Genomic DNA, 14,096 nt, shown 5'->3' on the forward strand with positions numbered 1-14,096 from the left:
AAAAAACTTTGTGGATTGAGTCTACTTTGTTTAATTTCAGACAGATGAGCACCAAGCTTTCCCGTAAAAAACTGTTCACCCTCTTTACCATGACAAAAACCATAAGAATAGTAAAATCGCTCCTTTTCACCACCACCTGAATAGCCCTCAGGCTTCCACCCGGCCCCACATGAACCGCACAGTTTATCCGTAAATATACCGTGTTCGGCCCAGTAAACTTTTTCTGCTGTATACAATGAACCAAGATTCATAAAAGCCTCGGCACGTTTTGCCTTTGCCAAGTAGCGCATAAAACTCGGTGTGGCAATCATAGAAAGAAGTGCAACAATAGCAACAACGACCATGAGCTCCAATAGAGAAAAGCCTTGCTTCTTACTCATTAGGACCCTCCCGCATATGTTAGTCTGGTTTTACAACATCACCCTACAAACATAACCCCCGCAATTTTTTCTAACTCTTCAATCGGATATGCTCCTTGCCTAACAACTTTGATCTTTGAACCGCTACAGTCAAGAATTGTTGAAGGCTTCTTAAAAGCATCACCAATTGGCCCATCTATTAATGCCGCAGCTTCCTGCACTATTTCAGGATTAAGGTCTTTTATCTGTGTCGGAACAAAATCACCTGCCCTATTTGCACTAGTAGAAAATAACCCTCTAAAATGTTTCGCAACCGCACGAAGACCTTCATGATTAGGAATCCGAACAGCAACCGCATGCAAATCACTTGTAATAAATGACTCTAAACTGTCATGTGCAGGAATAATCAATGTTACCGGACCAGGCCATGCACGATCAATCAACGCCTGGACCGATCGAGGCAAATGTGGACGAGCAAATGCGTATGCTTGCTTTGGAGAATCAACAAGAATAAGATATGGCTTTCCAGATCGCTGCTTAATATGGTTTAAACGTTCAAATCCTTTTTTTGTTACCGGCGCAAGCAATCCAATGACAGTATCAGATGCGCCAACAAGCACCTTATCTTGTTTGAGCAACGACGCAACTGTCTGCCAATCACGAACATTATTCCAATGCAACATTTTGCTATTCATTTTCTGATCTTTTGTAAATATAAAAATAGGCCCACTACAATATAATTTCTCCTTTGACATTTTCAGAATATATCCTATTTTTAGCTCCGTGTCATATTGAACCTTGCATCAGACAAAAATAAATGTTCGTAGGTGGAGAAATACAATGGCCACAATTGTAAAACAGGCGGCTCAGAGTAAAAATATTGTCCAAGCACATCGTTCCTACGAAGATATTATTCATTTTCTCGATACAAATTGGCACACAAAAACATCTCATTCACTCGACGCAATCAGACAACTAGACGCTCTTTTGGATTACCCGTCCCGAGCACAACACACTATTCTCATCAGTGGTACAAACGGAAAAAGTTTAACCGCACATTTTCTCACATCATTGTTGCATGAAGAAGGCATCACCGCTGGCATATATACGGCACCACATATACACACATATAATGAGCGGCTTTCTTTGCGCAACGAACATATCAGTAATGAACTGTTTACACAGTTTGGCAATAGCATTTTGACTATCGCAGAACACGAAAAGATTAATCTTTCATCTTCAGAATTGCTCACGCTTATGGCCCTCTTATATTGCAAGCATGCTGGCGTCGATGTCGCTGTACTAGAGGTTGCAACATACGATGCCGACCCAACCTTTGTATGTACACCACAAATCATGGCAATTACACGCCTCACCGAAACTAGTGAGATCCACCAACAACAAACCGCGCAGATAATGCAGACCCTCACACGCGCGCTTTCAAAAGATAGTTGGGTTGTCTCTGCCGATCAAAGCAAATTAAATCTGCAAATCATGGCTGACTGTATACAGCAGCATGGCTGCAACTGGGCAATGCCTATCAGAAAACTAACCGCACTACCATATCCGTTTGAGCAACTTCATGGACGTGCAGCTGCGCTCGCAGAACGCATTGCACATCTATATGTCACCAATTTCGTACTGCCACATGAGACAATTGTAAACGAAAGTTTATTGGTAAAGCCTAAGGGGCATCGTGGGCGTCCAACACTAGAAGCAAAAAGGAACTCAGAGTTAAATCCACGTCGCTCACTCACCAACTTCTGGCAAGAAACAGCAACACCACCAACAGGTCGATTTCAAATCATCGAACAAGAGCATCCAACCGTTCTTCTTGATAATGCAAGTAATCTTGATGCGCTTAAAAATCTTCTTCTTGGCATTCGTTTACTCCACTATCAACGCCCCATCAAAGGTCTAGCATTAATCATGGGATGCCATGCAGACACGCTGGAACGCGAAGAATTTCTTAAAGTCATTCGCTACTTCTTTAAAAAAACAAGCGGTCATATCATCTTCTACCCGGTAGCACCAGAAACACGCGATTCACGCGGAACAAAAATTTCATGGAACGTTGAACAGATAACAAACTCCGTAAAAAACATGAAAATGAAAGCCCGCGCTTCAAAAAGCTTTGAAGACGCTTTTTCATATGCAATAAAACATGCGGATGAACGGAATGGATTGATCGTTATTTCTGGCTCTAATATGGCTCTGCGCGAATATTGGAACTATAGAACCGCACGCGACGCGTAACTCATGATATACCCTCTCTTCATCTCGAGTGTCAGCGGCATCGTTTATGGTTGGTGGTATACACGTATCTTTATTGCTAGACACAAGAGATTTACTATCGGAGCATTAATCCCAATCTTATTGCTTGCCGGGATCTTATACCTTTTATTGCTCTCTGGAACGAAGAATCTTATACTCTTTGCTGTAACGTTTTTTATGACCTTTTGGGTAATAATCTTAAAGAAGGCATAGGAATGCGATGGAAGGTCTTCAGATCCTAACATATAATCGCTGGTACCCACTTAGATTTCTTGGGTTTACCGATCCTTTTTGGAGCGTACACGAAGAGACCATCCTGGCAACATGGATCGTGCTTGGCATCTTACTATTCACAAGTATCCTTATTCATATAGGCGTTAAAAAGAATCATCCTTATCTACGTTACCTAGCTATGGAGTACGTACGTTTCTTCAAAGGAACCTACACTGAAGCGACCGGGCTATATAACTATAACAATATCGTTTTTTTGATTGCGTTATTTAGCTTTATCATGCTATGTAACATTGCCGCCGCATTCATTCCGTGGATTGAAGAGCCTACAAGCGATGTCAATACAACGCTTGCATTTGGCATTACATCATTCTTATATGTGCAAGGCGCAAGTATTACAGCTATCGGCATTCGAGCCTATGTTAAAGAGTACTTCACTCCGGTCTTTCTTTTTCCGCTACATGTCGTTGGTAAACTGGTTACGATTGTTTCACTATCATTTCGTTTATTCGGTAACATTTTTGGAGGCTCTGTCATTACAAAGATTTATAATGCCATGAAGCTTAATTCCTTTATTGGTGAAATGATCGGTATGATGATCGGAACAAACCTTGTAGTAACTTACTTTTTTGGTATCTTCGAGGGGCTCATTCAGGCATATGTCTTTTGTACGCTTACATTGACGTATCTTGCTATGGGCGTACAGCACAATGATGAATCCTCCGGAGAGACTGTATGACATATGCCCCCTACCTGTTAACGGTTCTTGTTATTGTTCTACCTCTTCTTTTTGCAGTCATCGGAACATCGCTTGGTCAGGGATTCAGTGCCTACTGGAGTCTCAGAGCAACCAATATTCAGCCGGCATCACAACCAGAGATTGCACGCATTAATCTACTTGGATCAGCGCTCCTGGAAAGCTCTCTTGTTCTTGGTTTACTTCCAAGCATCTTTCTTATCTTTGATCAAACTAAGACCACTCCAGAGTTTTATCCAAGTATCGCGCGACTAGGAATTTTATTTAGTTCAGGACTTGTCTGCATGATTGCTCCGGCTGTTTCATGGCGCAGCATCAAAAAAGCTTGTCTTGCTGCGTCACGACAACCTTTTTTTGGCACCAAAATTTTTCAGCTTCTTCTGCTTACCATGGCACTATTACAAACACCGGTCTTTTTGAGTTTTATGATTACGTTCTTCGCTCGCCACCGAGCACTTACAATTACAACATTAGGCGAATGTTTGCAGATACTAGCTAGTGGAATAGCGGTAGGGCTCGGTAGCATCGGCCCTATGATTGGACTCGCACATGTTATTAGAAGTGCCATTCAAGGAGTTGGAAGAAATCGTTCTGCACTTGAAGGACTACGTACATTTACCTTTTTGAGTGAGGGTCTTTTGGGCACACCAATCGCATTCTCATTTATTACAGCATTACTTATCCTGCTACGCACCACTACAAATCCATCACTACTACAAGGCATATTATTTATGAGTGCAGCGTTAACCATTGGACTTGGAACGATGCTACCTGGCATTGCATCGGGGCGCGTAGCATCAACTGCATGTAAAGAAATTGCGCATGATCCAGCAAATCTTACACCAATCCGTACCGCTAGCTTCTTAAGCCAAATCTTTCTAGAATCTCTTACGGTATATGCATTTTTAGTTACACTAATTCTGCTTTTTTTTGCATGAGATACGCACATGTCACTTAATGTTTTATACATCGTCACCAAACTCGAACTCGGCGGCGCACAAAAAGTATGCCTCTCCTTATTTGATGGCATTCGCACACGTGGCGGAACAAGCTTCTTAATCTCAGGAGCCGAAGGAACGCTTGCGCCTGCAATGCAGGGGCAACCGAACGTCATATTATTGGACAGCTTTAAGCGTGAATTTTCACTATCGTGCATTTGGACAGAATTCAAAAATTTCGTCTCACTTATACGCACGATTAGGAGTCTAAAAAAGAAAAATCCCAACCTTATTGTGCACACGCATAGTACCAAAGCGGGACTTGTTGGTCGCTGGGCAGCACTATTTGCCGGTGTTTCACATCGCGTTCATACCGTGCATGGTTACGGATTTCATCCATATCAATCACACTTCTTTTGGTTTGTAACGTTCTTTCTTGAGTGGGTTACCTGTCTTATCACGACACACTATATCTGTGTTTCATCTGCAGATGCACGCATTGGCATCAAGCGATTCCCTCGATTTTCAAAAAAATACTCAATCATCCGCGCTGCCATTGATTGGGAACAATTTTATATTCCTGCACATGCAGCTCCAGTATTTCCAGAACAGCATGAACCATTTATTTTTGGAACGGTATCCTGTTTTAAAGAACAAAAAAATCTCTTCGATCTTTTAAAAGCATTTGACTGGGTTCATAGACGTAACGCACAAACTAGACTCGAATTGGTCGGGGATGGCCATCTAAGGCCTGATATAGAAGAATGGATTAAAGAACACAATTTGCGCGATGCTATTACACTTCATGGATGGCAAGATCATGTTGCACCCTTTATGATGAATTGGCACGCATTTACCCTCAGTTCGCTTTGGGAAGGATTGCCATGTGCATCAGTCGAGGCACGACTGCTTCGTCTTCCTGTTTTAAGCTACAACACAGGTGGCATCAGCGACATAATCAAACATGGTAAAAATGGTTTTTTATATCCGCAACAAGACTGGCAAGCTCTCGCACATGGCATGCTTGAACTCACACAAAAAAAAGAGCTTATTCGAGCGCTTACGATGTATCAAGAAGATCTTTCAGACTTCAATAACGAAGTCATGGTTCAAAAGCATATCTCCTTGTATACAACACTTGCCACTCAAGAGTGATTTTATCGTGACATTTGCTAGACGGTCCATTATAGTAATCGAAAATTTATTTTTCTTTACAAAACGGAGTGCATGATGACAAGCCACATCAAAACCCCCCTTCCATCAAAGCAACCGACAATCTATCGTGAAAAAAAATACGCCAATGTCATAGATGCCATTGGCAACACGCCACTAGTAGAAATTGATCTTGGAACAGAAGCAACGCTCTTGGCAAAACTCGAGTTCCTTAATCCTGGAGGGAGCATCAAGGATCGCTCAGCTCGATACATGATCGAAGATGCAGAACAAAAAGGGCTCCTTCAACCGGGAGGAACTCTCATAGACGCATCATCCGGCAACCAAGGGATTGCGACGGCAATGATTGGGGCATACAAGGGATACAAAGTTATCATCACCGTCTCTGAAAAAATTAGTAAAGAAAAAATGGATACACTCAAGGCCTATGGCGCAGAAGTCGTCGTATGTCCATGTACTGATACCCTTGAAGACCCAAACAGTTATCACTCTCGTGCACTCGCACTGCAAAAAAAAATCCCCAACTCGTTCATGCCGAATCAGTATTTCAACGTTGCCAATGCATGGGGACATTATCATTCACTTGGTCCTGAAATTTGGAGTCAAACCAATGGTACCGTGACACACTATTTTGCAGCTGCCGGAACTGGCGGACATAGTACTGGTGCAGGTCGTTATCTCAAAGAAAAGAACCCTAACATCAAAGTCATTGCTCTTGATTCAGCAACATCATGGCGCTCCACAAATGGATGTCCACAGCCATATAAGCTTGAAGGAATCGGCATTGATTTCGAGTCGCCTGTCTTTGACAAAGCCGTCATTGACGAGATTGTTGGTGTTCACGACGACGACGCAATTGCTATGCTCAAGCATATGGCACGCAAGCACGGCTTACTTCTAGGAACTAGCAGTGGAGCTGTAGTATATGCAGCAAAAGAATATGCTAAAAATTTATCAAGCGATGCTGTTATCGTTATGGCGCTGGGTGACTCAGGACGCGCTTACTTGACTAAAGGTTTTTACGATTGAAAGATCAATCCATGTTGGCTTAAATGTATATGAAGATCCAAATTTCATCGATAGCAACTGTTTATCTGCAACGCGATCTTTACTACGCTGCCACCATGCATGAATCCTGCGCAATGGCGTAATGAAGGTATCTTTACCAAAGTAAAACGTTCCCCAGTGCATTGGTATCAGCGCCTTCGCTCGCAAGTCAAGAAATGCTTCTCCCGCCTCTTCAGCATTCATGTGAGTATGCTTCATAAGCTCACGCGGCTCGCATGGTGCAATGGGAAGTAGTGCACAATCAATTGACGGAAAACTTTTCGAAATAAAACTAAAATGATTTGCATAGGCAGAATCTCCACCGAAGTATAGTGTAAATCCGTTATGTTGAATCATCCAACTCCCCCACAATGCTTTATTGTAGTCAAGCAGTCCACGCTGGGACCAATGATAGGCAGGTAAAAAGGTTGCAGTACAAGTATGATGTTTTCGATATTGCCACCACGAAAATTCCTCAATATTGGCATACTTGTGCCGTCTAAACCACGGCCCATCACCCTGGGGAACGCAGATAATTGCATCAGGTTTTAAAAACTTCCTGATCAAGCGCAAGGAATTTGCATGCATATGATCAAGGTGGTTATGTGAAATAAGGATCATATCAATTGGAGGTAAATCACGAAAGCGAACACCTGGCGGAAAAATTCTTGGGAAAAAAACTGTCACATCAGTAAAGACAGGATCCGTTAAAATATTCATCCCGCCGACTTGAACCAAAAATGACGAATGGCCAATCCATGTCACAATAGGCTCATACGATTGTTCAACTGGGATATGGTACCGATGCCATTGCCGAGTCGATAATGATGGAGTAAAAATCCGATGGTTCCATGAGTCAGAAAGCATGTGTGCTACGCGAGATAGCACACCACCCCGCTCCTCGTTTTTGTTATTCGCAAAGCGGCCATCTTTATTACAGGGAGAGAATTTTTTTTCGTGCGAATCCACTGAATCAATCTACCTTTTTTAAACGATACCCCCGCCCAGACAGAATGTCATGGACAGGGGAAATGGAGGTTATCGAAAGCTAACGTCATCATGATCCTAGATCACTGATGACGGAGTAAACAATACACAAACTGATTATAAATATCAACAGATTAGACCAGGGAGCGAAACATCTTTCTATACGAATCAACCATCTTATCGGCAGATCGCTCGTGCAATACGGTCTTATACCCTTCTTCGCCTATTTTTTTGCGAAGATTTTTTTCTCGCATAATGTTACACATAGTCATAATCATAGTCTCAAAGTCACCACATTGTACAAGAATGCCATTATTCCCTGAGATGATGACTTCGTGCTCGTTTTGCTCTGCCGTTACAATACATGGTAGCGCAAAACTCATGGCTTCCAGCAATGCTATAGACAGTCCCTCCTGGAGCGATGGCAAGATAAAACAGTCAAACATAGGGTAGTACCCATAGGCAGACTGGCCGGTCACGAAACGAACTGTATCCGTAAGGCCCAATGCAGCTGCTTGATCCTTCAATCGTTGTTCCTCTGGACCGGTCCCCACAATGACCAACCGAGCTTGTGGTCGCTGTGCTATCACCTGCGCGAAACAAGTCAGTAAAAATGAAAAATTCTTTCGGAGAATAAGACGACCAACAGTTCCGAATATTTCATGGGCCTCATTAAGACCAATCTTTTCTCGAATAACACATTCCTCTTTACCCAGTTGCATAATCTTGGCTGCATGAATACCATTTTGAATAATCTGCACATCATTCACAGGAAACAGCCTACGGCGCCCAATGCTATAGGCAACATCATGAGAGACGGCAACCACTTTTGTCGCCATATGAAACGTATACCGATCAAAAAATCCACGAATCAATCCATCTTGATTCACGCCCAAATGAATCGCACATACAACAGGAACATTAAGTAATCTTCCAACAACTCTTCCAGAAAAATTAGCAGCCCAGAGTGCCGTATGTATGAGATTGGGAGAAAGCATTTTTACTAGCCGGTATAATCTTGCAAAAAACCACGGATCATATCGCGAAATCATTCCGCAAATCTGATATGTGGGAATCGAACACTGCTTCAGCCTTTGCACATGGGGCCCGTCATGAAAATAGATCACATGTTGCTCAAATTCATCGGCTAATTCATGAACGAGATCAACAAGAAGAGCTTCTGCTCCACCACGTTTCAACCCAGAAATGACATGAACAAGTCGTTTTTTTTCTGACATCTTTTTTATTTCCAAACTATGATCGAATCATGGAACACAAGGTATACAAGAATTGAAATCACGGCAAAATTATTACTCGTCACTTGATGTATGTATCATTTTGCGCAGCTCTTTTTTATCGAGCTTGCCCAGTGACGTTTGCGGCAACTCATCAAGTACTTTAATATCGCGAGGAACTTTATACCCACCCAAATTCTGTTCACAGAGCTGCTTTAATTCCGCCTCGATATCATGGGATGCCTTCTTAAGTTGCACAAAGGCCACGGGAACCTCTCCATCCTCATCTGGAACACCAACAACAGCCACCGCACGTACCTGCGCATGAGTCATAATAATATTCTCAATTTCTTGCGGATAAATATTAAACCCCTTATGAATGATTAGATCCTTTTCACGTCCAGTAATAACTACGCGCCCTGCTTGATCAAGGTACGCACAATCTCCCGTACAGAGCCAACCATCCTTAAGCACTTCCTCAGTTGCTTGAGGAGCTTTATAGTATCCCAACATAATATTGTCTCCTTTCACCCATAACACGCCAATCGTTCCATGAGGAACATCATTGCCATGTTCATCTCGGATCGAAAGCGTAATACCTTGAAGTGGATAACCCGCAGTATCTGACGGCAATATATCATCTTGCAAGGTTGCTGCCACCACAGGCGATGCTTCTGTCAGCCCATACCCATTGGCTATCTTGCGGCCATACACCATAGCAAATCCACCACGAATCTTGTCTGGTAACGCATCGCCACCACACAAAAAATATTCAACGGAATCGACGGGTGCATTACGTAAAAGACACAAACCCCCATATAAAGCTGGTACGCCTAAAAATATGGTTGGTTTCTGTTCGAGACCAGTCACGATATATTTACGCTCTATCTTAGGAATAATGATCGCTGTTGCTTGTGCGAACGGAGTTGCCCAAACACATGTTACCTGAGCAAAGCTATGGAATAATGGAAACACTCCAAACACGCGCTCCTCGCCAACAAATCCAAATCTCGCAATCACCTGTAAAACATTGGTCATGATATTTGTATCACTGAGCATCACGCCCTTCGGCGTTCCTGTTGTCCCCGACGTATAAAGCAATACTGATAGCTCCTCTGGCTTGCGCTCAATAATCTCAAACTCACTGTCGTTCTTGGTAATATCTTTTGGTAGAAAATCCTCTTCTAGTAAAACCGTAACGGCAGCGCCTTTGAGTACATCTAAAAACGATTTCGATGTTAAAATGAACTTTGGTTCCGCATCCGCAAGAATCTGCTCCAATTCTTTTGCATGCAAGAATGTGTTGAGAGGCGCAACAACCGCGCCCGTCTGCCAGATGCCGTAGTAAGCAATGAAAAATTCAATAGAATTATCAAGTAATATAAAGACCGTCTCGCCTGGCTTTACGCCTTTTGCAACAAGAAAATGACTCACATAACTTGCGTGCCCATATAAGTCACCATATGTAATTGATTGATTATCACAGATCAGCGCAACATGTTTAGGAACATCCTTGGCTGCACGCTGTAGCGAAGCGGCCGGAACAACACGGTGGTCCCCATTCAAAAAATGTTTGCAAAAAAGAGCATATCTCTCAGCTTCTGTTCTGACTTGTCCCACAAAATCGTTCAAGTGCTTCACAAATACTACTCCACTTACTAGTAGGCTCCTCAGGAACCCAACCATCTACTTTTCTTAAAACATAGGGTATAGTATAAACTCATAGCATGTCATTTGCGTACTGTATACTTATTCATTGATTAGGAAACGTTACTATGCAAAATCTGACCAAAGGCACTCTTATAGCCATTGAGGGGACAGATGGCTCTGGCAAATCAACCCTTGCACGACGCCTCCATGAGCTCTTGGCCAAGCACCAATTTCCAACAGTATTAACCAAGGAATTTGGTGGAACGCCTCTGGGTAAAAAAATCAGAGAAATGCTTCATCAGCGTACCGTACCAATGTCCAACAAAGCCGAATATCTATTGATTGCAGCGGACCGCGCACAGCATTCTGCAGAAGTAGTCATGCCAAGTCTTGAAAAAAATATGCTCGTTATATCTGACCGCATGGGCGACTCATCATTAGTCTATCAAGGGCATGCTCGCGGTCTTGACATGAACATGATCCGTGCCGTGAACTTTTGGGCAATGAATAATAAAACTCCTGATCTCACCCTCTACGTACGTCTCGATCTCGAAACCGCTATGGATCGAGTGAAAACGCGCAACAAGCGCCTTACCGACTTTGAAAAAGAAAGCACTGCCTTTTTTGAACGTGTCATCAATGGCTACGATTCATTGTACCATGAACGTGATGATGTCATTATTCTTGATGGGATATTACCGCCAGAAGAACTTGCACAAAAGGCATACACCGAGGTACTACAATGGCTCGAGAACAACGAAAGCGAAAAGTAATACCACAGGCACAGCTATTTATCGGAAGACCCGATACACTCGAAGCTGAGACCATTTCATACTTGCAACGTGCATTCTGCCAACGTAACGGTTGCTCAATTTGTACAACATGCACACAGCTACACTCACACTCCCATCACGCTGTGCTATGGCTCGCACCGGAGCGCACATATACAGTTGAACAACTTGAACCAATATTTGAACGCGCAGTATTTGCACTTGACAATGATGAACACTTTTTCTTTGTTCTCTACGATGTCGACAGGCTAACTCCAGCCTGCGCAAATCGTTTATTAAAGTTAATTGAAGAACCGCCTCCTGGTTATCATTTTCTTTTGCAAGCACAACGGCTTGACCTGGTATTACCAACTATACGCTCACGATGCATGACAACAACGTATTATTCGCAACAAGAGCAGACACAAACACACACTCTTTTCCCCTATTTTACGTCCGCATTGCGCTTTGATCCTGGATCATTTTCAAAAACACTTGAGACAAGTAAGATCACAGAACACGAATCAGAGCTGCTCATCAACGATGTTCTTGCGTACTGGATTGCAGCATATAACTTTAAGCCACATGCTATCACAGCACACATCGTACATATTTTGCAGCGGCATCTCAAACGGCCCATCATGCCAGGAAGCAGTAAGCTCGTTATACGCACACTCTTTCTGGATCTAGCACCTCATCTCACATTACAAAAATAAACCTCACCACTAGAATGCTACGCTAATATTACCCCAAAGCCCCCATTGTTCCAGCGCTTTATGTGCCGCAAATTCATATGAACCACCAAAACCAACCTTCCCCCAATCATTGTCATATGCAAAAGCACCATAAATCTTGTGACTCCATGAAGATGGGTGTGCGCCAGAACAGAGATTAAGATCAGAAGTTTGAATCGTGGTAAAACTTGCATCACTTGTAGCAACATTGGTACCAGCTGCCGACATAGTAATATTGGCAGTGCCTGCCGATACTGCACTACCTGCCAATGCTCCCGCCATATCAAAAATACCAACGCCATTATCAGTAATAGTACAACAACTGCCAGTCGTTATTTTTTCTGACTGACGCCACCAAAAAACATAACCCGTCTCAAAATTCCAATGCGTATGCCAGGCAATATGAAGTGCATTCCAAAAATCAATCGTACTCCGTGGTGCAATATCAGCAGAACATGTGAGATAGTTAATAGCAGGTTGTGAATCTAAACGAGATGCATTGGTAACAACTAATAAGTAACGTGACCAATCGCCATTATTTGTCAGATCAAATGAGCGCATTTCGTGGTGAGAGAATACGTATCGATATTTTAGATCACTCATGAATGACATCCTCACACGATCCCTCTTGAGCAGCTCTACATCACCATAAGCCCCTAGGCCAAAGCTCCCGTTCTTACTGCCAACTACTGGTGCAAACATGTTAACAGCGCTGCGATCTCTTCCAGTTGGAATCGTTCCTACAAGGTAGAATCCCAAGTGACCGTTATCACGCTTGACTGGTGTGTAACCAATCTTACATTGGATATCATCAAGCCCAACTTTATCACGTTCAACTGAATCAATCCGCCCATAATTTGGACCATATGTTGCATCGGTATTTTTGAAATAGTTGGTCAGTGTTTCAAAACCACTTGTCGTTCCTTGATTGATAATTGATGTTTCTGAAAGATTTGCATCGTGTTCCACACCGATCAGCGATGTCGTAACATTTGCCCAAAACTTTTTCCAAGATGCATACCATGCAGGAACAATACCCCATACATGCCGCTCAGGAAAAAGTGTTAGGGTCGAACTATAGCTAGCTCCCGATGCAGCAATTGTCTGAAACCACAATGATCCAAGATCCCCTGTACCATTCTCTCTCACTGCTAGTGAGCATTTATTATCCTTGAGAAAATAACGCGCAAGCTCTTCTTCATTCGTAGAGTTTTGGTAGACAATATTGGCGGTAATATCTGAGTAAAATTTATCAGTATCAACATCTTCACGATACATATGTTGAAAATAATTCAATCCCAGCTCAAACGTTGGATCAGTTGTAATCTGCCGAGGCACAAAGAAGCTTGAACTTGCGCCCATCGCTTGAATTGCACACAATCCTACAATGTATCCTGTGTTTTTTATCCTCATTTCTTTTCCCTTTTTTATAGACACAATTATGAAGCGTATTTAGCAATCAGTGCTGCAACAAATGTTGATGCTCCAACGGTTGTTGGCCCGCTATAACGGACCACCATAAAATCATTATTGAAACCATCCTTTTCAGAATCACTATTACTCAATGCTAAAGGCTCTGCATTAGCAAAGGCAGAATCAACTTGTGCTGCAATAGAGCTAGAAAGACGAAGATCCGCATCTAGATTTTCTTCCTCATCTACTGCTATTGTATATTTGGCTACACTAGCTTCCCTGTCATCTGTAGAAAAGATGGCATCTAAGGCTTCCGACTCTGCACATACAAAGCTAACCATCATGGAAGCACTAAAGGTCCACAGCATTTTTATCCGCTTCATTAGATCCCCTTCTATCACTACACATCAAATACAATGTCAACCCGCCAACCATCTTCTCCGTTATTGACGGTCAATCCGTAATAACTAACAGCCTTAATCGAAACACCATCGAATCTATCGACGCGACAGCCTTTGAGTACCCCCT

General features: G+C 42.7%; 14 protein-coding genes. 7 read left to right on the forward strand and 7 right to left on the reverse strand.

Annotated features, from left to right (window positions below):
- Positions 1-380 (reverse strand): prepilin-type N-terminal cleavage/methylation domain-containing protein (locus JW872_00490; GenBank protein MBN1549118.1); only part of this gene is annotated, 380 nt, incomplete at its 3' end.
- A gap of 38 nt (positions 381-418) precedes the next feature.
- The gene (locus tag JW872_00495; GenBank protein MBN1549119.1) at positions 419-1,054 is read right to left on the reverse strand and encodes an L-threonylcarbamoyladenylate synthase; all 636 of its coding nucleotides are present in this window, start codon (positions 1,052-1,054) and stop codon (positions 419-421) included.
- A gap of 145 nt (positions 1,055-1,199) precedes the next feature.
- On the opposite strand from JW872_00495, the gene JW872_00500 reads away from it, so the two are divergent.
- From JW872_00500 to JW872_00520, 5 genes are all read left to right on the forward strand, one after another.
- Positions 1,200-2,615 (forward strand): hypothetical protein, encoded by a 1,416-nt coding sequence (locus tag JW872_00500; protein MBN1549120.1) that lies wholly within the window; start codon positions 1,200-1,202, stop codon positions 2,613-2,615.
- A gap of 238 nt (positions 2,616-2,853) precedes the next feature.
- Complete coding sequence (locus JW872_00505) at positions 2,854-3,603, forward strand: F0F1 ATP synthase subunit A (protein ID MBN1549121.1); 750 nt, start codon at positions 2,854-2,856, stop codon at positions 3,601-3,603.
- Entirely contained in the window at positions 3,600-4,559 is a 960-nt protein-coding gene (locus JW872_00510; protein MBN1549122.1) for a hypothetical protein, read from the forward strand. Before JW872_00505 ends, JW872_00510 begins: the two co-directional genes overlap by 4 nt.
- A gap of 9 nt (positions 4,560-4,568) precedes the next feature.
- On the forward strand, positions 4,569-5,714 hold the full coding sequence (locus tag JW872_00515) for a glycosyltransferase (GenBank protein MBN1549123.1): 1,146 nt from the start codon (positions 4,569-4,571) through the stop codon (positions 5,712-5,714).
- Positions 5,715-5,786: 72 nt separating this feature from the next.
- Entirely contained in the window at positions 5,787-6,761 is a 975-nt protein-coding gene (locus tag JW872_00520) for a cysteine synthase family protein (protein MBN1549124.1), read from the forward strand.
- Here the strand turns inward: JW872_00520 and JW872_00525 are convergent.
- From JW872_00525 to JW872_00535, 3 genes are all read right to left on the reverse strand, one after another.
- Positions 6,723-7,748: an MBL fold metallo-hydrolase gene (locus JW872_00525; protein ID MBN1549125.1), complete on the reverse strand. Its 1,026-nt coding sequence runs from the start codon at positions 7,746-7,748 to the stop codon at positions 6,723-6,725. The genes JW872_00520 and JW872_00525 overlap by 39 nt on opposite strands.
- Before the next feature lie 152 nt (positions 7,749-7,900).
- A complete protein-coding gene (locus tag JW872_00530) occupies positions 7,901-9,004 on the reverse strand; it encodes a glycosyltransferase (protein MBN1549126.1) in 1,104 nt (367 codons plus the stop codon).
- Between the two features lie 72 nt (positions 9,005-9,076).
- Entirely contained in the window at positions 9,077-10,642 is a 1,566-nt protein-coding gene (locus tag JW872_00535; protein MBN1549127.1) for an AMP-binding protein, read from the reverse strand.
- A gap of 134 nt (positions 10,643-10,776) precedes the next feature.
- Here JW872_00535 and tmk point away from each other — a divergent pair, with 134 nt between their 5' ends.
- Positions 10,777-11,424, forward strand: a complete 648-nt coding sequence (gene tmk, locus JW872_00540; GenBank protein ID MBN1549128.1) for a dTMP kinase — start codon at positions 10,777-10,779, stop codon at positions 11,422-11,424.
- Positions 11,394-12,137 (forward strand): hypothetical protein, encoded by a 744-nt coding sequence (locus JW872_00545; protein ID MBN1549129.1) that lies wholly within the window; start codon positions 11,394-11,396, stop codon positions 12,135-12,137. Before tmk ends, JW872_00545 begins: the two co-directional genes overlap by 31 nt.
- A gap of 9 nt (positions 12,138-12,146) precedes the next feature.
- On the opposite strand, the gene JW872_00550 is transcribed toward JW872_00545, so the two are convergent.
- Positions 12,147-13,568 (reverse strand): hypothetical protein, encoded by a 1,422-nt coding sequence (locus JW872_00550; GenBank protein ID MBN1549130.1) that lies wholly within the window; start codon positions 13,566-13,568, stop codon positions 12,147-12,149.
- 26 nt (positions 13,569-13,594) lie between these two features.
- Positions 13,595-13,951 (reverse strand): hypothetical protein, encoded by a 357-nt coding sequence (locus JW872_00555; protein MBN1549131.1) that lies wholly within the window; start codon positions 13,949-13,951, stop codon positions 13,595-13,597.
- Positions 13,952-14,096 lie beyond the last annotated feature (145 nt).

The organism is Candidatus Babeliales bacterium (assembly GCA_016929235.1).
Lineage (GTDB): Bacteria > Babelota > Babeliae > Babelales > JABCYS01 > JAFGJD01.